Source organism: Methylophaga sp. F-2, assembly GCF_056859315.1.
In genome coordinates this window covers 123,420-144,786 of sequence record NZ_JBSXOF010000016.1, presented here as the reverse complement: position 1 = coordinate 144,786, position 21,367 = coordinate 123,420, and the positions used below count along the sequence as shown (strand labels likewise).

The following is a 21,367-nucleotide window of genomic DNA, read 5'->3' as shown; positions in this document are numbered from 1 at the left end:
CAAGAATGGTCAATGAGAGTGTAACCACAGGGTTACACTTCCATTAAATCCGTTTCTTTTTCTGCAAGCACATCGTCGATTTGCTTGATGGTAGCATCGGTTAGTTTCTGAATATCTTCTTCAGCACCGCGTTGCTCGTCTTCAGAAATTTCTTTTTCTTTCAGTAGGTCTTTAAGCGTACTGTTAGCATCACGACGAATATTACGTACCGCAATACGTGCATTTTCTGCTTCGTTTTTTGCGACTTTAACCAGATCACGACGACGTTCTTCGGTTAGTGGTGGAATAGGAATACGAATAGTCATACCAGCACTATTAGGATTAACACCAAGATCGGATGTCATAATCGCCTTTTCAACGACAGATACCATGTCTTTTTCCCATGGTGTCACTGTCAATGTTCTTGAATCTTCAACACCAACGTTAGCGACTTGACTTAATGGAACATCAGAACCGTAATACGGCACTTGCAGATGGTCCAGTAAGCTGGTGTGAGCACGTCCTGCACGAATTTTTGCCATTGCTGTTCCAAGTGCAGCAACACTTTTTTTCATACGATCAGCAGCATCTTTCTTGATATCTTCAATCATATTTAATCCTATTTCACTAATGTTCCAACTTGTTCGCCATAGATAATTTTTGTCAGATTACCTTTTGTATGCACATCAAACACACGTAAAAGGATCTTTTGTTCCTGACACATGACGACAGCTGTAGTATCCATTACAGCAAGGCGGTTATTGATGACTTCATCGTAGCTAAGTTCATCATAACGAACAGCATTCGGATCTTTGCGGGGATCAGCATTATAAACCCCGTCTACCTGCGTCGCTTTTAACATCAGTTCTGCGCCGATTTCTACAGCCCGTAAACTTGCCGCTGAGTCTGTGGTGAAAAAGGGATTGCCTGTGCCGGCAGCGAAAATAACTACGCGTCCTTTTTCCAGATGTCTGATGGCGCGGCGACGTAAATAATCTTCGCAAACCTCGTGGATTCTTATTGCAGACATGACACGACAGAAGGTACCGTTACGTTCCAGCGCATCTTGTAAAGCCAGGGCATTCATGACTGTCGCTAACATACCCATATGATCAGCACTGACACGATCCATACCACTCGCGGCTAGACCTGCGCCACGGAAGATATTTCCGCCACCAATGACGACACCGAGCTGAACGCCTTGCGCGTTCAGCTCAGATATCTCTTTGGCAAAACGGGAAATCACTTCTGGCTGGATGCCATACTCCGCATCCCCCATCAGTGCCTCGCCACTCAGTTTGAGCAGGACACGCTTATAAACTGGCTGACTTCCCGTTTGTGTCATAAATTACTTCCCTCTGGCTTGTGCCATTACTTCTTCAGCAAAATTGTCTTCTGCTTTTTCAATACCTTCACCGACTTCAAAGAACTCAAAAGCTTCAATTGAAGCACCGGCTTGTTTAATCAGTTTTTCAACTGTTACATCTGGATCTTTTACGAATGGTTGGCCAACCAGGCTGATTTCGTTAACGAATTTCGCCATACGGCCTTCAATCATTTTTTCGATGATGTTTTCAGGCTTGCCGCTATCACGTGCTTGAGTCGCCACGATATCACGTTCTTTGTCTAACAACTCTTGTGATAATTCATCTGGAGAAATGGCTTGTGGACGATTAGCCGCAACATGCATGGCTAAATCTTTAGCCAATTCTTCGTTACCACCTTTCAACTGCACCATTGTTCCGATGCGGTCACCGTGACGATAAAAACCGATAATGCCATCATCAGTATTTAATGAGGTGAAACGGCGAACTTGAATGTTTTCACCAATTTTTGCAACCAGTGCCTGACGAACAGTTTCAACCGTATCACCAGAATCTAGTGTTAATTGTTTTAAAGCGTCTAAGTCAGCTGGCTGAGCTTCCAGTGCTTTTTTCGCTACAGCAGAAACAAAGTTCACAAAATCGTCTGCTTTTGCCACGAAGTCAGTTTCAGAGTTCACTTCAACCATAACAGCGTGTTTGTTATCAGCACTAACTTCAATTCCGATAATACCTTCAGCAGTAATACGGTCTGCTTTTTTATCGGCTTTTGCTAAACCTGATTTACGCATTTCTTCGATAGCGACTTCAATGTCACCATTTGCTTCAACAAGTGCTTTTTTGCACTCCATCATGCCTGAGCCTGTACGCTCACGTAGTTCTTTTACTAAAGCTGCAGTAATTGCCATTGCTCTAACCCTTTTAATCTGATTGTTTTATGAATGCTCATCACTGAGCTCATATACAACACAGGCCCACCCTCGGGCGAGCCTGCTGAATTAAACTAGTAGAAATTATTCGCTGGCTGATTCAGCACTTTCTTCAGCAACTTCTACGAATTCTTCTTTTGCATCTGCAGTTGTGACAGAAGCGCGGCCTTCCAGAATGGCATCAGCAATGTTTGCAGTGTAAAGACGGATTGCACGCATTGAGTCATCATTACCTGGAATGACGTAATCAACGCCATCTGGGTTGCTGTTACTATCAACAACAGCGATAACAGGAATACCTAATTTTCTCGCTTCTTGGATCGCGATACGTTCATGTTCAACGTCAATCACAAACATCGCATCAGGCAAGCCAGTCATTTTACGAATACCGCCAATGCTTTTTTCTAATTTTTCTTGTTCACGAGCAAGATCTAATACTTCTTTTTTCTTCAGACCTTCAGTTTTACCTGACTCGATCATGTCTTGAATAGCATCCAGACGTTTGATTGATTGACGCACTGTTTGGAAGTTAGTCAACATACCACCTAACCAGCGGCGGTTAACGTATGGCATTCCGGCGCGTTCAGCATCTTCACGAATCGCATCTTGTGCTGCACGTTTGGTTCCAACGAACATGATACGGCCTTTTTTAGAAGCCAGTTTGCTGACAAAATTCAACGCATCGTTGAACATTGGTAAGCTATGTTCTAAGTTAATGATATGGATATTGTTACGTTTACCAAAGATGAATGGGCCCATTTTTGGGTTCCAGTAACGGGTTTGGTGCCCGAAATGAACGCCTGCTTCAAGCATTTGGCGCATTGTTGTTTTAGCCATGTGTATACCTTTAATAGTATGGGGTTGAACCTCCACGTACCCCAGTTGTCGACTAATTAGGCCAAACCTAATAGCACCCCGACACCTGTGACGGCACATGTGTGATTTTGCCTTCTTTCGGCGCGCATATTATTCCATACTTAAGCAACAAAACAAAGCTAAAAGAACAATTAACAGCATCGCCAGGAATGATCACTGGTGACTAAAGCTGATTTACGGCAAACTATGCCTGATATCAGAAACTTCATTTCAAAATTAGCAGGGAATTTAAATGGCTGTCAGTATAAAAACTGCCGAAGAAATTGAAAAAATGCGTGTTGCGGGAAAACTCGCCGCTGACGTTTTGACCATGATTGAACCACATGTCCAGGCTGGTATAACCACTGAAGAGCTCAATCAAATCTGTCATGATTACATCGTCAATGAACAACAAGCCATTCCTGCCCCTTTAAATTACCACGGCTTCCCCTGCTCAATATGTACCTCGGTTAACCATGTTATCTGTCATGGCATTCCCAGTGAGAAAAAACTGAAAGATGGCGATATTATCAATATCGATATCACGGTCATTAAAGACGGTTACCATGGCGATACCAGTAAAATGTTTCAAATTGGTAAAACATCTATCTTGGCTCAACGTCTTTGTCGTGTCGCCCGTGAATCTATGTTTGTGGGTATTGAAATGGTTAAGCCCGGTATCCGTCTGGGTGATATTGGTCATGCTATTCAGACCTATGCAGAGAAAGAAAACTTCTCGGTTGTTCGTGAATACTGTGGTCATGGCATCGGCCAGGTCTTTCATGAAGATCCTCAAGTCCTTCACTACGGCACACCTGGTACCGGACTTGAACTCAAACCCGGTATGACCTTCACTATCGAGCCTATGATTAATGCCGGTAAACGTCACGTCCGTCAATTACCCGATGGCTGGACCGTGGTGACCAAAGACCGTTCCTTATCAGCACAATGGGAACACACAATTCTAGTGACTGATAACGGTTATGAGATTCTGACCTTACGTGAAGAAGAAACCGTTTAATCTATAAGGTGTTGTATGCCTCAGCAGAATCTATCTATCTGGGAAGTTGGTAACTTAGTTATTTCTTCTGATGCAGAGGTAACCAATGAAATTTGTCGGGAAGCTTTAAAACAAAGTCAGCTATACCTTCAGCAACAGTTTGATGCGGGTAGCCCGATTGAAGAATTAGTCTATCAACGCGCCTCTTTTGTTGATGAAATTCTCAACCAAATCTGGCAACAACATATCAGCGATGACACACCCGTCAGTCTGGTGGCTGTCGGTGGTTATGGTCGTGGAGAACTCCACCCCTACTCTGATATCGATGTTTTAATCCTGCTTGACGAGTCAGTATCTGATGCACCACCTGAGTCCCTGTCCAGCTTCCTGACCCAACTCTGGGATGTGGGACTGGAAATTGGCCACAGTGTCAGAACCATACAAGAGTGTCGTCAGCAAGCAGAAGATGACATCACGATTGCCACTAATTTACTTGAAGCTCGTTTATTGTGTGGTGCCAGTGAACTCTTTGAATCACTACAAAAACTGACTGTTACCAATAAAACCTGGGATACAAGACGCTTTTTTGAATTAAAAAGACAAGAACAGTTAGATCGCCACCAACGCTACAACGATACTGCCAATAATCTTGAACCTAATATTAAAGAATCACCTGGCGGGCTTAGGGATATTCAAGTTGTAAATTGGGTGGCTCAACAACATTTTGATGTCAAAAACCTGGAAGGACTACGTCAAAAAGGCTTTTTAGCTAATAGCGAATATGAAACTTTGCAAAAAGCACAAAACTTTTTGTGGACAATCCGTTTTGCACTGCATCATCTAGCTGGTCGGAAACAAGAAAAGTTAATGATCGATTTTCAGCGTGAGCTTGCCAAAAAGCTGGGGTATAAAGACGACGACTCGCGGCTTGCCGTCGAAAAATTCATGAAAGATTATTATCGTTGTGCCCGCTCTGTCCGGCAAATGAATAGCTTATTACTACAGCTATTTGAAGAAACGATTATCCTCGCTGATGAGCCCCGTGAAGTGAAAGTGATTAATCGTCGCTTCCAGTCTCATAATGGTTATCTTGAAACAATCAATCCTGGCATTTTTGCTTACTACCCTTATGCACTGCTAGAAGTCTTTCTTATTCTCCAGCAGAATCCTGAACTCAAAGGAGTCAGGGCCTCTACTATTCGTCAGATTCATGCCCATTTACACCTGGTTGATGATAGTTTCCGCCGGGATATAAAAAACCGTAGCTTATTCATGGAAATTATTCGTCAACCTAAAGGTGTGACACATGAATTTCGGCGTATGAATGAGTTAGGTGTGCTTGGAGCTTACCTACCTGAGTTCGGTCGCGTCGTCGGTCAGATGCAACACGATTTATTTCATGCCTATACAGTAGATGAACACACTCTGTTTTTGGTCGGCAATTTAAGACGTTTCTCCTGTGAAGAAAACCGAGAAGAGTTTCCTTTATGTTCGGAAGTATTCAATCAACTTCCTAAACCGGAAATACTCTATATCGCTGGCATTTATCATGATATTGCCAAAGGTAGAGGGGGCGATCACAGTGTATTAGGCGTGGTTGATGCCAAAGCATTTTGCGAACGGCATAACCTGAGTGATTATGATACGAGTATTGTGACTTTTTTGATCCGTCATCATCTTGCTATGTCGACTACCGCTCAAAAAAGTGATTTAGAAGATCCTACCGTCATCAAAAAATTTGCTGACCTGGTAGAGACAACTGAACGACTCAATTATCTCTATCTGTTAACCGTCGCTGATATCAGAGCAACCAATAATAATTTATGGAATGGTTGGCGAGACTCTTTATTAAAACAGCTATACCACAGTACTCATCAGTGGATTGAACACACTGAGGCTCAGGCAAAAAGTACTCGCGAGAAAAGTTACAAAAAATACCAGGAAGCAATGCAAAAACTGCTTGCTAAAGGCCGTATCCAGGAAGATATCGGCAAACTCTGGCATGCGTATGATTTGGATTATTTTCTACGGCATTCCGTCGACGAACTTGTCTGGCAATCAGAACAACGCTTAGACCATATTGATGAAGATCCATTAATTGCACTAAGAAAACACAACGATCAACAGACGCTGGAAATTTTTATTGTCACTCATGATCGAGCCGGTATTTTTGCTGCTATAACGGCTGCTCTAGAGCAATGCCAACTGAATGTTCTCGATGCCAAAATCAACGTCACTAATGAACATGATGCTTTAAATACCTTCATCGTGAACGGTGACAGGCTTGATACCAGACAGATTACCCGCTCGCTTGAAAAGCAATTGGCCAATACTTCTCATGTGAAGCCATATAGTCCAACCATTACTCCCAGGACCATGAAGCTGTTTAAAACACAACCAAATATTGAGTTTGAAACAAACCTTCAGCAAAACCATACGGTGATGTCTTTGCATACACATGACAGACCAGGTCTGGTATCAGCTATCGCACAAGTGTTTCTGGCATGCAAAGTGCAACTAATCAACGCCAAAATTAATACATTAGGTGACCAAGTGGAAGATATCTTTTTTATCACCACTGCCAATGAAAATGCACTTGATGAATTGGAAGAAAATGCACTTAAAGAGCAACTTTTGAGTAGTCTGTCCCAATAAAAAACGGCATGTATGACATGCCGTTTTCTGCATCAAATACTCTTATTTTTTGGAGACCATTAGATCTTCAGAAAGCTGTTGTAGTTTCTTCTCGCCGATACCTTTGACATTGGTGAGTTCATCAACGGTTTTAAACTCACCATGAGCATCACGATACTGAATAATGGCATCCGCCGTTGACGGCCCAACACCATTTAACATCTGCAACTGTTCAGAGGTTGCCGTGTTGAGATCAATCTTGTCGGCAGCAAAAGCAAAAGAGCTGCTTAGAAAAAGAGATAATACCAATGCAAAAAGTGATTTTCGTAACATAATCCATACTCCGTGTTAAAAAACTAAGTCCATAAACAGTTTCTCCTGAAACTGAAGCTTTAGATTAGATGAAAAAACAAACGGAAATCAAACAGACTTTTTACATTGTGTGAGCTGGCTCACAACTCATTTCCTGATGCGATCCCCAGCGCCTTTGCCAGTCAAAGTGAGGAAGATTAAATAAAAATACTGTTTTACTGAAAATGAAGCAATCATCTTGGCATCTGTTTCAGCAAGCAACTCAGGCGTCGACATATCAATACCATTGACCTGAGCTAAGCCAGTAATTCCAGGGCGCACCGAGAATACATTCAGTTTCTCTCTGGCTTCAATCAATTCATGCTGACTTTCCAGGCAAGGCCTTGGTCCCACAAGACTCATATCGCCTTTTAATACATTCCATAGCTGGGGAAGCTCATCGAGTTTAGTTCGTCTAAGAAACTTCCCAAAAGGCGTCACTGAAGACTCCGCCGCTAAATGTGTTGCCACATGGGCAGTGTCTTTACGCATGGTGCGAAACTTCACTAAAGTAAAACTTTTTTGGTCTCGTCCTACTCGACGTTGCCGAAATACTGGTGAACGCGTATAGAACCAGCCGACGATCAACAGCAGACATAACACTGGTAAACTAACAAGCAAACCTATGATGGAAAATACAATATCGAGTACACGAATACATAACTGATTCATTAAATTAATATCTCATTTCTTGTTTTTATCAAAATCAGCCATTTTCTCTAATTGCTCATCCATAGCAATAACTGGACTCCATTCCAGTATTCGCCTGGCCTTACTAGTGTCTATTTGTAAATTTCCAAACAACCTATCTGCCACGTCTTTTTTTCCAAGCAGCTTTGCGAGACCAGACATCAAAGCCATGGGAATAGGCAACAAAATTGATTTCACACCGTAGGCTTTTGCAATATTTTTTAATAAAGCGGTAGTGGAAATATCATCTTTATCCGCAATCAGAAACAACTCATTAGCAGCAGCTGGGTGGCTCATGCAAAGTTTGATGAAAGCTATCAAATTGTCAATCGCAATCATCGATCGTTTATTGTGTACACGACCAAAAGGCAATGGCCATCCTTTCTTAATTAGCTTGACTACATTCGCAAAATTGGCCTTTACTCTTGGCCCATATACCAAAGGTGGTCGAATAATTACTATCTGCATGGAAGATATTTTACTTATCTCAATTAATGTCTGTTCGGCCTCAAACTTAGATAAACCATAATCATCACTCGGCTGAGCAGCATCATTTTCACTAAACATTTGATTATGCTCAGTCGACTCACCATTGACTTTGACTGAACTGACAAAAATAAAACGTTTAACCCCAGCTTCAGCAGCCTGACGCGCAAGCTCTCTAGTAACAGTCACATTCATTTTACGATACTCACTCAACGGATCCGAATACGAATCATTCATGACATGCGCGCGTGCAGCAGTGTGAATAACGATATCCACATCACTCAAAATATCGATTAATGAATTTGCCTCACTCAGTTGACTCAGGTCATCACAGATAATTTGACTAACTCTCTCAGGTAACTCCGCAGTTATATTTCTAACAGTTGCGACGACTTCAACGTCAGAAGATATAAGCTCTGAAACTAGAGCTCTTCCAACAAACCCTGTGGCTCCGGTAATGAACACTTTCATTTTTGTTTATCTGCAAGTAGTGTTTTATATTCTTTCAATACCAACTTACTCATCTGCTTTGAGTCAAAGTTTATCTGCATCTTTCATATGCGGTCTGTCCCAGTCCTTTGCATCTCTGTTGCCCATCTACAAGTAACCATAGGTTTTCATATAGTTTTACAGAATTCTTAGGAGATACAAGAATCCCTGTTTTCCCATCAAGTACTGCATCATCCAAACCGGTAATAATACGTAATTTCTTCAATGCAAGCTTATAATCACTGGCAAATTTTGTTGGATTAAATCGAACCAAACCTACCCCGGATAGTGAGCCATATCCAAGTGTTTTTATATCATCAAAATCTCCTATCTTTTCATTTTGACGCTGTTCTGACCCAAAAATGCGCAATAAAAATCCAGGCACACCAGCACTAGATAATGTTGCTACGAGCGTTATCACAGCTAAAACAGTTACTAAGTCGCCGTATGCATTAGGCGATAACTGCCTTGCTAAAATAGTTTGAAAACCAAATGCTAGGCAGGCATTGAAGGCCACACCGAAGTAAAGGTAAGAAAATACCAAAAACGAAGTCATCCGGAAAAATTTAGAATTCATCAATATTCGGCATATTAAGAATTCCAAGATATACTTTTTTCAACGTTAACGTTATATTAAGCTAAATAAATGAGTGGGTTCATTCAAAAAAACACAACAAGGCATTACTGTATCTATTTCTTTTTAAAAATAGTATTTATATCCGGATATCGAAAAATATACCGAGTTTGATACCGAATAAAACTGGCTAGATGCCACAAGAAATATTTAAATTGTCGGTGACTAGCACGTTGAGCATCATGAGTTATTATCACAGAAGAACAAGCCATAACTATTTTTTCTAACTTCCAAAGTCTTGTGCATATATCTGCATCTTCGTAATACAAAAAGTAGTTTTCATCAAATCCTCCAAGAAACTCATAGACTTCTCGGCGAAACAACATAAAGATGCCAGCCCCCCAGTCTATAGGAAAACAACTTGAAGTGTCTGGTATGTTCCACTTGTAACTATGGCTTCCAAAAGTTTTTTTTAAAATTGTTGAGAGCTTTGGGAAATGTCTAATACTATCTTCTATCTGGCCTTTTGAAGAATAAACAAGAGGAACAACCACTCCAGTATCTTGGGCCTTCGCAACATCAATCATTAATGGAAAGGGATTGTTCCTTAATCTCACATCAGGATTAATTACACAAAAGTATTCTGCTGATGATTGCTTGAATGCCGTATTATGGTTTGCTCCAAACCCCTTTGGGCTAGTGTTAACTATTAACCTTAATGGAACATTTCGGGTTTTAAAGACATTACTTTCTTTAATATTGCAGGTTACGATAACTTCTTTTATCTGCAGAAAACCATTAAGAGCATCAATATCTTTGAGTAGCTTTTCCACCAACACACCTTGATTGTGGCTTACGATGGATATGGAGACTTGAGCTTCGTTTGAGTTCATCGACTATCTTTTTCTTCTTAAAATAATAATATGTAGTAACAATAATAAGTTTGTTATTCGATTACTTCTACTTAGCTTCAAGTCTTTATATGTAGCGATACGCTGTTTTAGGGGAACTAGCTCTAGTTCAGAAAAATCTTTTACATATTGAGCACGTTCTAGAGAACTAATATCTCCTGTTCTGTTTAATAGTTCTCGCGCCTGCTGAAAGGTATTACAGAAATTTCTATGTGACCCTATTAACTTATTTAAAACTAAAAATCTTCTAGGATTAAAAATCTGACTATAACTTGTTAGACCAATCGTATTGTTTTGGTGTTGTCTATATTTTATCAATGGCTTATCAACAAAATAGAGCTTGCCAGTCATCGCTGCACATAATGCAACCCACCAATCATGGATGATAATTGTATTAGGAATCGGACTAGCAATTTGGAGTAACGCACGATTAATTAGCATGGCACACCCTGTTACAGTATTTTCCACTAAAAGTCTCGATAATGTCTCAAACTCAGGGTGAGAAAGTCTCTGTTGATTCATGTATGAGGTATAAATTAACCTTAGTTGTTCATCAACTACCTCTAAGTCTGAGTACACCAGCATAGGCATTGTTTTAGTAAAGTGAGACTCCAAAGCTTCCATTTGTTTTATAAGTATGGAAATTTTTTCAGATCGCCAAACATCATCCTGATCAGAAAAACAAATATATTCCGCATGATTTTTTTTTGCATACGCCATTAAAACAGCAAAATTCCGAACACAACCTTTCTGCTCTTGATCACTTTCTATTAGCTTTATTCTACTATCACTTTGAATATGCTTTAGTATGATATCTTTGGTTTTGTCGGTTGAGCCATCATCTCGAATAATAAGTTTCCAGTTCGCATAGGTCTGACTCCTGATGCTACTGATCTGTTCACCAATAAACCTCTCACCATTAAATGCTGCGAGTAAGATATAAACAATCTTCTGGGGGATATTTCTTTCTGTACTCACAACACTTTCTGGCAAAAATAATAATATAGGCTGCTTGGTCTACTTTTAACCAAATAGCGACTTACTCACTCTTATACTAATGGATTTCAACCACATCCAAACATGGAAGTGGAAAGACCAAGTTCATGCCAGAAAATTTCTGCTGTGAAAGAAAAAATTCCCGGAAGTGCCAAGGTAATACAATCAGATAATCTGGTTTTCTCGCTATCAAATCATTTTCAGGAATAATGGGAATGAGAGTTCCCGGCGTATAGCACGAGAACTTTTCTTTATTTACTTCCCCGACAGCTTCAATCACATCTGCATTAAGATCACAATATTGCAAAAGCACATTCCCTTTAGTAGATGCACCTAATACAGCTACTTTCTTGCCTTCTTTCCTTACGATGGAAATGAACTCCAGTAACTTCTCTCTTGAGTCTGAAACCCTTTCTGCAAAAGCATGATAAGGCTCGATCGTATTTAAACCCAAAGCTAGTTCATTTTCCAATATTGCTTTTATCTGATCATTCGGCACCAAACTAACCGAGTCTTTTGCCACAGTAATTGAAAAGCTACCACCGTTAACATCATTAAACTCTACATCAATGATTTTAAAACCAACCTTATCTGTCATCCATTTGATTTGATGAAGAGAATAAAACTCCAAGTGTTCATGACAAACCGTATCATAAGAATTAGTTTCGAGCATAGTTGGCATATAACTTTGCTCAAAAACCCAAATTCCGTCATCAGCTAACACATCATAAATATCTTGCATAAAAGCCATCGGTGACTCTAAGTCATAAAACATTGAGAAGGATGTAACTATTTTAGCTTTTCGATCTGGGAACTTTTCCTTCAACAATGCAGCTGAAAAAAAGTCAGGTATCAATTCAATATGTGGAGGGTAATATTCCTTAAACTTTACCCCTGTCGGGTCTACTCCAACCAGTGAATAGCCGTTCTTTGGGTAGTTTTGTAGCGTTGTACTGTCATTACTACCGATGTCAACAATCAAGTCTCCTTCCTCGATATCTACCAGCGCCAGTATTTTTTCCACTTTTTGTCTAAGGTGACTCACCATACTAGGGTTAAGTCCCGAACGATAACCGTAATTATCTCCGTACATTTCACCCAAGTCATAAGAGTGCCCTAACTGGACTAAACCACATATATCAGCTTCTCCATGACATTTAACAAGTTTCAAAGGACCTTCAGTAATCTTTTGTGAAACAGAGGAAGGAAAAACTCCCGTTAGTGTTTGGGCTCCCAAATCAAGTACAGTGATAAGGTTAGTATTTCCGCAAATTCTGCATTTCTCGACTTTTTTATACATTTATTATTCCTGAATGTTTCTATTTTTTAATAACTGAAAATCATGCTCTACCATCATTTCAATGGTGGAACGGAAGTCTACCAATGGCTTCCATGAAAGTTCTGTTTGTAACTTACTGGCATTCCCGACTAGCTCAACAGACTCAGCAGGTCTGAAAAACTCTGTATTCGAATCATCAACAAAGTCACGATAGTCAAGGCCTAAAAAATCAAAAGCATATTTACAAGCGTCTCTCACTGTATGAACCGTACCTGTTGCAACTATAAAGTCTTCTGCCACATCATTCTGTAGCATTTTCCACATAGCCAGCATATAATCGCCTGCAAACCCCCAGTCACGCCTAGCATCTAGGTTTCCTAACACCAACCGATGCTCTAGGCCTAACTTAATCTTTGCAGCTGTTTGAGTTATTTTTCTGGTTACAAAGTGCTGGCCTCTAAAAGGACTCTCATGATTAAATAAGATGGCTGAACATGCAAACAAATTATAGTGTTCACGATAGATCTTTATCATCATGTCAGCATACGCTTTAGCGGCACCATATGGGCTTCGAGGGTTGATTAAAGTCATTTCATCTTGAGGTTCTTCACTTGGCACTCCAAACACTTCCCTGCTTGATGCTTGGCAAAACTTAATCCTGGGATTAAACTGTTTTATTGACTCCAGAATTCGTACCACACCCAGACCATTCACATCCCCCATGATGTCAGGTTCAGAAAACATTCCTTCCCCCGATGTAAATGCTGCAAGGTTATATACCTCAGCAGGCTGGGTTCGTTCAAGCAGTTTTCGGATATCATTTTTGTCTCTAAGATTCCAATCGACTATATGCACATCATTCAACTGAGCAGCAACTTCCTCATCTAGGACAGTCGTATCCTTATTTCTAGTTGCCCCAAACACCTCGTAGCCCTTCTCATTAAGTAAATTAGCTAGATAAATACCATCTTGTCCTGTTACACCGGTAACTAATGCTACTTTCTTCATAATCTAGCCTATGAACTTTGAAGCCCAAAGGCTAAGACTATTTCTGTATTTACTTTTAATGAGGCTATATAATGGCATTTTCATTGTCCTAGCCCTCATCGTACAGTAAATAGTTGCGAGCATATTCATAAGCTTTGGCGGAATAACGGCTATCAACAAAAACACTACTCTTCCTAACCAATTAGTTCTCTGCCAAAGAATACTCTTCAGTTCTTTGTAGCCATAAGCTCCCGTCGCCCTGAAAAAAATTAATTTTTTTAAGTCTTTAAAATACCCCAACGGGCATACCTTGGCTTTCGCTTCATCTGAATATCCATCAAAAGACCAAATAAGATTTGGCCACTTGCTTAACCATATTTCAAGACCTCGGGGTGTCCACATAGCATTACCGTAGCGAATAGAAAGAATAGGCTCTGCAAGAAGTTGTACTTTTTTGAGGAGAGGCTGTTGAAAGATAACGCCAACATGAATAAAAAGAGTACCATAAAACTTAATCCTGTTCCTTGAAAGCCATAGTTCTCTTTTAATCACTACACAACCAATAAAAGACAATCCATGCCCTGCATCTGACATGAACTGATCCTTATCTTTATTAAGATAAGTTTTATCGTTTTCGATTTTTATTAACTTACTATCCAATACCGTACTAAAATCATCAGTAGCAACTTCAGCATTGATTACTACTAACTCATTCTCACCATCTAACTGTTCAATAATACTGTTCAAACCTCCAGGTTTAAGCAAATCATCGTCAGTCATGAGCCAGCAATACTCACCTTTTGCATATGTCACTGATTTATCATAATCAGCATCAATACCTGAGTTAGTTGACTCCCTTATATAACGTATCTCTTGATAAGCACTTGCATAGCCATGTAAAACCTGCTCTGTATTATCAGTAGACGCTCCATCGACTATAACAATCTCAACCCCTGCAGTCAGTTGTGGAAGAATTGAATCCAGAGTTTCACCGATATAGTTTGCTCTATTGAATGTAGCAAGACAGATTGATAGCTTTATAGGATCAGACATTTTTAAATTTCACATTTATTCTTTTGAAAGCCCTATAAAAGAACCGTACCACTAAAAAAACACTTTTAGGAAAAATTGTATAAACAGTTTTGACAAAAAAATTCTTGATTGATTTATCCATATAAGCTGTTTTCAAAAGGCTATCCAAAACTTCCCTTTTTTCTATTTCTGGATAAAACTCGGTCAAGATTTTTGCAGAAAGAAATGACCGTAACCTAAACTCATTTCTAATGACTCGTCTGATATGAAAAGCTTCTTGGCTATCCTCACCATAGAAAAAGTTAGCTATATTACTATATCCTTGAATTCCTATCGCATACCTGTTTATAACACCTTTATCCAAAAAAGAATCATTTTCTCCACGCTGATCTAGAAGAATATCTGTTACAAACTGTACTCTCAAACTATGCTTAGATATTTCTAATAATCTAGCAACGTGAGCCCAACAACTCCCATCAAACTGAGGAATCAGGCGCCCAGAATCCCATGTTTCCCTTTTTACGACTAATCCACTCATAAAACTGAAAAATGCTTCTGAAGTTACAGCGGCCTGAAACCAAGAAAGTCGTTCGACCTCATTTGAAAAATCTACTTGAAACTTATGATCGATATTCAACACGGGATGCTCACGAAGTATGTTCATGTTGATATCACAAATAGTGTGCGTCGCGATATAAACATCACACCCAGTTTGAACCTGTTCTTTCATAAATGCTAGAGCACCAAGCCGCATGGTGTCATCACCACTAAAAAGCCAGCAATATTGCCCTTGAGCCAAACTAACACATTTTGCCATATCGGCATCAATACCACCTCTCTGAGGAGAGCGATAGTATCTAATAGCAAAGTCTGATTGTCTTTGATATTTATCACCAACTAAGGCAGTTTGATCCGTAGACCCTCCGTCATAAATGATTACTTCAATTTCCTCATTCAGTTGAGGAAGTATGGACTCAAGCGCATCACCTAGATAATCACCACAATTATAGACAGGGATACAGATAGATATCAGAAGACTACTCATGAAGGCAATCTATTCCTTTACCTGTAACAGATTGATATAAAATAGCATGTTGCTGTGTAACCTGCTTCCACCCATATTTAGCACTTTTGCTACATTTTGTACCAATGTAAGCATTTAAAGCACTTTTCATTGCAACTGTATCTCCACATCGACAATAATAAACATTGCTCTCAGAATTATACCCAAGCAAATCATTTTGATTCGTTGTTGTTAATGTAAAAACATCATAGTTTTCTGATGCCTTTAAAGATGTATTCCAAGGCCCCGCACCATTAGAAAAAGGAAAAACAACCGCATCTGAAACCGCTAAAATCTCACCAACGGCTTGTCCAGGCAGGAAACCTGTTACAGTAACATTTCCTTGCCACCTATCACTTTTAATCATGTTTATAATAGTCGAATGATAACGATTATTATCATTAAGGTCGCAAATTAGCACTAGGTGTTGTGTTTCAGGGTTAACAATATCGAAAAGCTTATCTACGCCTTTATTTTCATTAGCAAAACCAAAAAATGTAACAATCCTCTTTTCCTGTGAAAGTCTTCCTTTGACTTCAAAGTATTTCTGTTGACTCAACCTCACTACAGGTATTGTTGCAGCATTCTGTATATAAGATTTAGGAACACTCTTTAACCACATTGCAGCCCATGATGGTAGACGTTTTGGAAGGTCTTCTCTAACGTATATCAGAGCATCACATGACAATACATTTTGCCAACCAATGGCACCACATTCTTTATAGTGTTCGTGCCACGTTTGGACAATTTTAAAACCAACTAACTTACAAAGGAGTGGTAAGTATCTTGCTGAAAGACCATTGTAACCTGCTGTAGGATACTGAAAGTGAATTACATCAGGAGCGAACGTGGCTATTTTTTTTTTCAAATTAAAAATATTTTTCAGACTCCAAGAGACTCTATCCAATAGCTTTACACCAGTGATCATATTCTCAGTAGAACGAAACCCACTAGTCATGACTGCCAGTTTTAGAGCAGGATAATCCTCATGTAAATGCTTAGTAAGGTGATAACAGTAATCCCCGACTCCACATTTCTCTGGAGGATATGAACCTGTAATAATCAGTATTTTCAAGCGTCTGCTACAATTTTTCGAACACAATCCAGCCAAAAGTATATTCTTTGCCACCGCATTCGATAGGCGTATCTTGGCTTTCTGGACTAAAGTCACCCACCATTTTCAAGCCATATTGTTCAGCTCGCTCAACAAAGTGACTAACATCTTGCCTAGAAAAGATCAGCCAGTCCATTCCAAAAAACTTTATGCCAGTAGTATCAATCTTTTCTGGCCAATAATCGAACGACGCAATAAAATAGCCACCGGGTTGCAATAGACGTGACATTTCCTTCAATAAAGCATCGGCATTAAAGCCATGCTCAATTACTGATATCGAAGTAATCGCTTTGAAAGCTTCATCAGCAAAGGGGGTATGCATAAAGTCTGTGTTCACATAATTGATCGAACCTTGTTCCGGCATGAGTTCTAAATCAGGGTTTAAATCAGCACCACTAAGATTGATATATCCCTGTTTATGAAGAGCAACAATGATTTCAGATGCATAACACCCAATATCTAAAATAGGATCACTCTTATGTACGTTCTGTTCTAGAAAGTTTAAAGTTTCAAGTACATCCCAACTTTTGATTTGATCGCCCAGCTTTATCCCAGAATGAATTCCCAGTTTTCTTAACACGCCCATCATTGGAGATTCTATACAAGAGAGTCGCTTACGAATTAATTCCTGACGTGCTTGTTCAATTTGTAGCTTATTTTTTAAAACTTTCATTGTTTTGCCTAGATAAGAAAATAGTTGGATGTTTTATCTTTATAATTGTGCATCTACTGGTGCCGAAAACTTATAATTAATGGTCCCTGATTCACTTTTATTCTGACTCAACCACTTCTGCACATCTTCTTTAGTAATCAATATATTTCTTTGATCAGCTGTCCTAACTTCATATCCATGATTCCAAAATAAATTAAATGTATTTTCGTAGTATGGATTAAAACCGTCAGGATGATACTCATTGAGACAAATTTCTATAATCCAAGTTGGTTTGGGTTCTCGCTTGATAACATTGATCGCGCCTAAAAGTAAATTATATTCAGCACCTTCAACATCGACTTTGATAAAAAGATGCCTGTTCTTAAATCTTTCACCGAGGATAATATCCAAAGAACTCAAAGGTATAGTCCTTTTAAAAAAGCCTGATGAACCAGCCCAATTGTCAACTAGGGATGCTCCAGTGCTAGACGCTCCATATAATGAAGCTATTCCTGGTTGACTACTTAAACCAATAGGAAAAACTTCAATGTCCGACCAATTGTTCACTTCTATATTTGCCATTAGATAGTCAAGGTTCTTTTTCATAGGTTCTATGGCAATTACATGCTTGTTATAGGATTTTGCCAAACAAGAATAGAATCCTATATTTGCGCCTATATCTATAAAAATATCTGATCGATTAAACTCTTGAATAAATAACTTTGTTTCTTCTGGCTCAAATTCACCCTTTTGCATAGCAATGTGATGCATTGAACTACTACCTACTAAATTAAAGCCATAAGGCGTCATTTTTGGTTTCGTTGATTTTGATAAATATGAATTGTAAATGTCTCTAACTTCACACTTCAGAAAAAAGTATTTTTTCCTAATTAAATTCAAAAAATCAGCGATAAATACCTTATTTTGTTTTTTATACATAAATAATTCTTTTGATGAATGAAGCAAATCAATGCTCAGTTTAAGGTCAAAATCGTTTCAGTTCATACCAACATTTCAGCTTAGATTTAATATTTTTTGGTAATAACAAAAAGTTCACTATTATTGATAATATCAGCCCTAATATTGCGCATATTATGTTGTATGTGTAATGCCCAAAGTCATAGAGAAAAAAAGTAACTATTCCAACAACTGATATACTACTAAGTATTACTAAAATTACACTATTGATCAGCCAATATATTCCTTCTCCAGCCAAAAGCTTCTTGTGAGTTATCCACGTCCCAAATAAAAGATAAAAAATATTTAATATCAGCCAAGCATAAGCACCACCAATTGCTCCGTAATTCTTAGCCAAAATAAATATTAATGGGGCAAGTACAACAATTATTACAATTGTGATTAGTAAAGGTATATTTGTATTTCCGTGAGCTAATTGAAGTGCATAAGGAAAGTGCATAATTCCATTTAAAGCCGTACCAAGTATTAAAAGTGAACATATTTTTCCAGTTTCTTCTGCCAATAAGACATCACCAGTCCACAGGACTAAGAAATCTATTGAATAAAAAGAAATAATCAAAACTAATGGAAAAAAAAATGATGCAAAAATACGGGTTCCATCCATGTATAAACGTCTAAGAGCATCAATTTGGCCAGAAGCTACTAGTGTAGACATTCGAGGATAAATTGAGTTGAATAATGGTGATAAGCAGATATAGAGGCTATTAGCAACAACACCAGCCAACACATAATGACCAAAATCTTCAAGATTTAATACTTTACTCAGTATTACCTTATCCATTTGTACAAGAATAACGCCTGTCAATGCCAATGCACTCATGCCAACTGAGAGCCTCCAAACTCTTTTCACACTACTGAATGAAAAGTAAAGTTTTACATCATCACGTTTAATAACAAACCAAGCAATTGAATGCATGATTACAGCATAGCTAAAACCAATAACCGCTTGCCATACAAAAAATGCTGTAATTGTTGGACTTAGAAAAGTTAATATAACAACAGAACCTAGGCTTGAAACAGTTATAAAAACAGCGTTGATGAGACTTGTCATAGCAACTTGCTGCATTCCCATCATTGCCCCCATATACAAACCCACCGGCCATCGGCAAGCAACAACAATCCCCATTAAGATTAATGAGTTTATAACGGTGTCTGATGGTAATTTATCAACTTGTAGCCAATGACTTGCTATTGTTGGCGCTATAAAAAAAAATACACTTCCGATAAGCAAAGCCATCAGCCAATAAATCAATGAAAATGAGTGTAAAAGATTCCGAGCAAATGACATATTATTGGTCACAGAACAACGCGCCACTTCTCGATTTATGGTGGGTGACAACCCCATATCTAGAAGTTGTAGCAATGCCTGAGTCGTTGCAAAAAAACCAATTAGACCATAAGCCTCAGCCCCCAATAGTTTAAGATAAAAAGGAATTACAGCTAGCCCGATAGCAGCACACCAAATTGCTGAGATGACTCCAACTGAGAAGTTTTTTCTCAAAGTCACCCAACATCACTCATAATAATCTTTTGTATCAAAACCATGTTTTTTGATGAGCTCATCTCTCTGCGCAGACTTATAATCTTCCATCACCATTTCTGACACAAGTTCATTGAAAGTTGTTTTTGGTGACCATCCTAATTTCTGTTTTGCCTTCGTCGGGTCACCAAGTAAAGTTTCGACTTCCGTAGGTCTGAAATACCGCGGATCTACCTGAACAACACATCGACCGTCAGCATCATACCCTTTTTCATCGACGCCTTCCCCATCCCAATACAAACTTATACCCAGCTCTCGTGCAGCTACATTAACAAAATCTCTCACACTGTACTGATGTCCTGTAGCAATAACAAAATCATCAGCTTCATCTTGCTGAAGCATAAGCCACTGCATTTCAACATAATCCTTTGCATGCCCCCAATCACGTAGGGCATCTAAGTTTCCAAGATATAGACAATCTTGCAAACCTAACTTTATTCTTGCTAAGGCACGTGTAATTTTGCGTGTCACAAAAGTTTCACCACGCAGAGGGCTCTCGTGATTGAATAAAATTCCATTACAGGCATAAATACCATAAGCTTCACGATAATTAACTGTAATCCAATAACCGTAGAGCTTGGCAACAGCATAAGGACTTCGAGGGTAGAAAGGCGTTGTTTCTTTTTGAGGTACTTCCTGAACCAATCCATAAAGCTCAGATGTCGAAGCCTGATAAAACTTAGTCTTCTTCTCTAGCCCCAAAATTCTAATTGCTTCTAAAATTCTTAGAGTACCGATACCATCAGCATTTGCAGTATATTCGGGCGTTTCAAAACTTACAGCAACGTGACTCATTGCTGCTAAATTATAAATTTCATCTGGCTGTATACCTTGAATTATACGGATCAGGTTTGTTGAGTCAGTTAAGTCGCCATGGTGTAAAAAAAAATTTACGTCATTTTCATGAGGATCTCGATACAGATGATCGATTCTGTCTGTATTAAAAAGTGATGAACGACGTTTAATTCCATGTACTTGGTATCCCTTTTCAAGTAATAGTTCTGCAAGATAAGCACCGTCCTGCCCTGTGATACCAGTAATTAATGCAACTTTACTCATTAACTATCCTAATTGTTGTTTGCTTTAGTTCCAAATTAACCGCTTAGTATAAATGCAATCAATATATTTTTAACTATATGTATGGAAAAAAAACAGAGTATTTTTCATTCAAAACTCGACATTTTCCTATAGAAAATAGTTATTTATCATATAATCAAAATAAACTGATAATATGTAATTTTTCATGATAGAAAGAATATTATTTTTTAGGTTAGCGCCATAAATTTACTCAAATAGATGATTAATTAGAGGTACATAGCGAATTTGATGATATCTTAACTTAGATGCCCCTAGATAACCCACATCAAGAAATGTTAAGTAGGAAGTTTGAGTTATAGTAATACACTCAAATGATTTTATTTTTGTAGCACAGATGCCAGAAATAAAATTTCCCCGCCTTCCATGGCAGTCTACTCAGATATTTCTTGTTGGCATCCATGCCACATT

The 21,367-nt window shown here is 38.8% G+C and carries 21 protein-coding genes; 2 read left to right on the top strand and 19 right to left on the bottom strand.

Annotation, left to right across the window (positions count from 1 at the left end):
• Positions 1 to 32 precede the first annotated feature (32 nt).
• The 4 genes from frr to rpsB form a co-directional block, all read right to left on the bottom strand.
• Positions 33 to 590 carry a ribosome recycling factor gene (frr, locus tag AC13DA_RS04940; RefSeq protein WP_273182523.1) on the bottom strand — a complete coding sequence of 186 codons (558 nt, stop codon included), beginning with the start codon at positions 588 to 590 and terminating at the stop codon, positions 33 to 35.
• A gap of 8 nt (positions 591 to 598) precedes the next feature.
• On the bottom strand, positions 599 to 1,324 hold the full coding sequence (pyrH, locus tag AC13DA_RS04935) for a UMP kinase (RefSeq protein ID WP_284451853.1): 726 nt from the start codon (positions 1,322 to 1,324) through the stop codon (positions 599 to 601).
• A gap of 3 nt (positions 1,325 to 1,327) precedes the next feature.
• Complete coding sequence (tsf, locus tag AC13DA_RS04930) at positions 1,328 to 2,209, bottom strand: translation elongation factor Ts (protein WP_007145914.1); 882 nt, start codon at positions 2,207 to 2,209, stop codon at positions 1,328 to 1,330.
• 105 nt (positions 2,210 to 2,314) lie between these two features.
• On the bottom strand, positions 2,315 to 3,067 hold the full coding sequence (gene rpsB, locus AC13DA_RS04925) for a 30S ribosomal protein S2 (RefSeq protein ID WP_284451854.1): 753 nt from the start codon (positions 3,065 to 3,067) through the stop codon (positions 2,315 to 2,317).
• A gap of 271 nt (positions 3,068 to 3,338) precedes the next feature.
• On the opposite strand from rpsB, the gene map reads away from it, so the two are divergent.
• On the top strand, positions 3,339 to 4,106 hold the full coding sequence (map, locus tag AC13DA_RS04920; protein WP_284451855.1) for a type I methionyl aminopeptidase: 768 nt from the start codon (positions 3,339 to 3,341) through the stop codon (positions 4,104 to 4,106).
• 15 nt (positions 4,107 to 4,121) lie between these two features.
• Entirely contained in the window at positions 4,122 to 6,740 is a 2,619-nt protein-coding gene (gene glnD / locus AC13DA_RS04915) for a [protein-PII] uridylyltransferase (protein ID WP_284451856.1), read from the top strand.
• A 42-nt stretch (positions 6,741 to 6,782) separates the two neighbouring features.
• Here glnD and AC13DA_RS04910 read toward each other — a convergent pair whose 3' ends face one another.
• The 15 genes from AC13DA_RS04910 to gmd form a co-directional block, all read right to left on the bottom strand.
• Positions 6,783 to 7,052 (bottom strand): ComEA family DNA-binding protein, encoded by a 270-nt coding sequence (locus AC13DA_RS04910; protein WP_284451857.1) that lies wholly within the window; start codon positions 7,050 to 7,052, stop codon positions 6,783 to 6,785.
• Positions 7,053 to 7,178: 126 nt separating this feature from the next.
• On the bottom strand, positions 7,179 to 7,742 hold the full coding sequence (locus AC13DA_RS04905) for a sugar transferase (RefSeq protein ID WP_284451858.1): 564 nt from the start codon (positions 7,740 to 7,742) through the stop codon (positions 7,179 to 7,181).
• Between the two features lie 12 nt (positions 7,743 to 7,754).
• Positions 7,755 to 8,717 (bottom strand): UDP-glucose 4-epimerase family protein, encoded by a 963-nt coding sequence (locus AC13DA_RS04900; protein WP_284451859.1) that lies wholly within the window; start codon positions 8,715 to 8,717, stop codon positions 7,755 to 7,757.
• A 70-nt stretch (positions 8,718 to 8,787) separates the two neighbouring features.
• Complete coding sequence (locus tag AC13DA_RS04895; protein WP_284451860.1) at positions 8,788 to 9,312, bottom strand: hypothetical protein; 525 nt, start codon at positions 9,310 to 9,312, stop codon at positions 8,788 to 8,790.
• A gap of 113 nt (positions 9,313 to 9,425) precedes the next feature.
• Positions 9,426 to 10,202 (bottom strand): glycosyltransferase, encoded by a 777-nt coding sequence (locus AC13DA_RS04890; protein ID WP_284451861.1) that lies wholly within the window; start codon positions 10,200 to 10,202, stop codon positions 9,426 to 9,428.
• Positions 10,203 to 10,205: 3 nt separating this feature from the next.
• Positions 10,206 to 11,198: a glycosyltransferase family 2 protein gene (locus AC13DA_RS04885; protein ID WP_284451862.1), complete on the bottom strand. Its 993-nt coding sequence runs from the start codon at positions 11,196 to 11,198 to the stop codon at positions 10,206 to 10,208.
• Between the two features lie 76 nt (positions 11,199 to 11,274).
• Entirely contained in the window at positions 11,275 to 12,516 is a 1,242-nt protein-coding gene (locus AC13DA_RS04880) for a class I SAM-dependent methyltransferase (RefSeq protein WP_284451863.1), read from the bottom strand.
• A gap of 3 nt (positions 12,517 to 12,519) precedes the next feature.
• Positions 12,520 to 13,503, bottom strand: a complete 984-nt coding sequence (locus AC13DA_RS04875) for a GDP-mannose 4,6-dehydratase (RefSeq protein ID WP_284451864.1) — start codon at positions 13,501 to 13,503, stop codon at positions 12,520 to 12,522.
• Between the two features lie 3 nt (positions 13,504 to 13,506).
• Positions 13,507 to 14,535: a glycosyltransferase family 2 protein gene (locus tag AC13DA_RS04870; RefSeq protein ID WP_284451865.1), complete on the bottom strand. Its 1,029-nt coding sequence runs from the start codon at positions 14,533 to 14,535 to the stop codon at positions 13,507 to 13,509.
• Complete coding sequence (locus tag AC13DA_RS04865) at positions 14,528 to 15,559, bottom strand: glycosyltransferase family 2 protein (protein ID WP_284451866.1); 1,032 nt, start codon at positions 15,557 to 15,559, stop codon at positions 14,528 to 14,530. The genes AC13DA_RS04870 and AC13DA_RS04865 overlap by 8 nt, the downstream gene beginning before the upstream one ends.
• Entirely contained in the window at positions 15,552 to 16,652 is a 1,101-nt protein-coding gene (locus tag AC13DA_RS04860) for a glycosyltransferase family protein (RefSeq protein WP_284451867.1), read from the bottom strand. Before AC13DA_RS04860 ends, AC13DA_RS04865 begins: the two co-directional genes overlap by 8 nt.
• Before the next feature lie 7 nt (positions 16,653 to 16,659).
• The gene (locus AC13DA_RS04855) at positions 16,660 to 17,364 is read right to left on the bottom strand and encodes a class I SAM-dependent methyltransferase (RefSeq protein ID WP_284451868.1); all 705 of its coding nucleotides are present in this window, start codon (positions 17,362 to 17,364) and stop codon (positions 16,660 to 16,662) included.
• Positions 17,365 to 17,403: 39 nt separating this feature from the next.
• The gene (locus AC13DA_RS04850) at positions 17,404 to 18,282 is read right to left on the bottom strand and encodes an FkbM family methyltransferase (RefSeq protein ID WP_284451869.1); all 879 of its coding nucleotides are present in this window, start codon (positions 18,280 to 18,282) and stop codon (positions 17,404 to 17,406) included.
• Positions 18,283 to 18,328: 46 nt separating this feature from the next.
• The gene (locus tag AC13DA_RS04845) at positions 18,329 to 19,828 is read right to left on the bottom strand and encodes a lipopolysaccharide biosynthesis protein (protein WP_284451870.1); all 1,500 of its coding nucleotides are present in this window, start codon (positions 19,826 to 19,828) and stop codon (positions 18,329 to 18,331) included.
• A gap of 6 nt (positions 19,829 to 19,834) precedes the next feature.
• Positions 19,835 to 20,920: a GDP-mannose 4,6-dehydratase gene (gene gmd, locus AC13DA_RS04840; RefSeq protein WP_284451871.1), complete on the bottom strand. Its 1,086-nt coding sequence runs from the start codon at positions 20,918 to 20,920 to the stop codon at positions 19,835 to 19,837.
• Positions 20,921 to 21,367: the final 447 nt, after the last annotated feature.

Bases quoted from the DNA above. Each gene is read 5' to 3' on its own strand.
- AC13DA_RS04875 (WP_284451864.1), bottom strand. From the start codon at position 13,503: ATGAAGAAAGTAGCATTAGTTACCGGTGTAACAGGACAAGATGGTATT.
- pyrH (WP_284451853.1), bottom strand. From the start codon at position 1,324: ATGACACAAACGGGAAGTCAGCCAGTTTATAAGCGTGTCCTGCTCAAA.
- map (WP_284451855.1), top strand. From the start codon at position 3,339: ATGGCTGTCAGTATAAAAACTGCCGAAGAAATTGAAAAAATGCGTGTT.
- frr (WP_273182523.1), bottom strand. From the start codon at position 590: ATGATTGAAGATATCAAGAAAGATGCTGCTGATCGTATGAAAAAAAGT.
- AC13DA_RS04910 (WP_284451857.1), bottom strand. From the start codon at position 7,052: ATGTTACGAAAATCACTTTTTGCATTGGTATTATCTCTTTTTCTAAGC.
- AC13DA_RS04890 (WP_284451861.1), bottom strand. From the start codon at position 10,202: ATGAACTCAAACGAAGCTCAAGTCTCCATATCCATCGTAAGCCACAAT.
- AC13DA_RS04850 (WP_284451869.1), bottom strand. From the start codon at position 18,282: ATGTATAAAAAACAAAATAAGGTATTTATCGCTGATTTTTTGAATTTA.
- AC13DA_RS04895 (WP_284451860.1), bottom strand. From the start codon at position 9,312: ATGAATTCTAAATTTTTCCGGATGACTTCGTTTTTGGTATTTTCTTAC.
- AC13DA_RS04905 (WP_284451858.1), bottom strand. From the start codon at position 7,742: ATGAATCAGTTATGTATTCGTGTACTCGATATTGTATTTTCCATCATA.
- AC13DA_RS04870 (WP_284451865.1), bottom strand. From the start codon at position 14,535: ATGTCTGATCCTATAAAGCTATCAATCTGTCTTGCTACATTCAATAGA.
- AC13DA_RS04900 (WP_284451859.1), bottom strand. From the start codon at position 8,717: ATGAAAGTGTTCATTACCGGAGCCACAGGGTTTGTTGGAAGAGCTCTA.
- AC13DA_RS04865 (WP_284451866.1), bottom strand. From the start codon at position 15,559: ATGAGTAGTCTTCTGATATCTATCTGTATCCCTGTCTATAATTGTGGT.
- tsf (WP_007145914.1), bottom strand. From the start codon at position 2,209: ATGGCAATTACTGCAGCTTTAGTAAAAGAACTACGTGAGCGTACAGGC.
- glnD (WP_284451856.1), top strand. From the start codon at position 4,122: ATGCCTCAGCAGAATCTATCTATCTGGGAAGTTGGTAACTTAGTTATT.
- rpsB (WP_284451854.1), bottom strand. From the start codon at position 3,067: ATGGCTAAAACAACAATGCGCCAAATGCTTGAAGCAGGCGTTCATTTC.
- gmd (WP_284451871.1), bottom strand. From the start codon at position 20,920: ATGAGTAAAGTTGCATTAATTACTGGTATCACAGGGCAGGACGGTGCT.
- AC13DA_RS04880 (WP_284451863.1), bottom strand. From the start codon at position 12,516: ATGTATAAAAAAGTCGAGAAATGCAGAATTTGCGGAAATACTAACCTT.
- AC13DA_RS04855 (WP_284451868.1), bottom strand. From the start codon at position 17,364: ATGAAAGTTTTAAAAAATAAGCTACAAATTGAACAAGCACGTCAGGAA.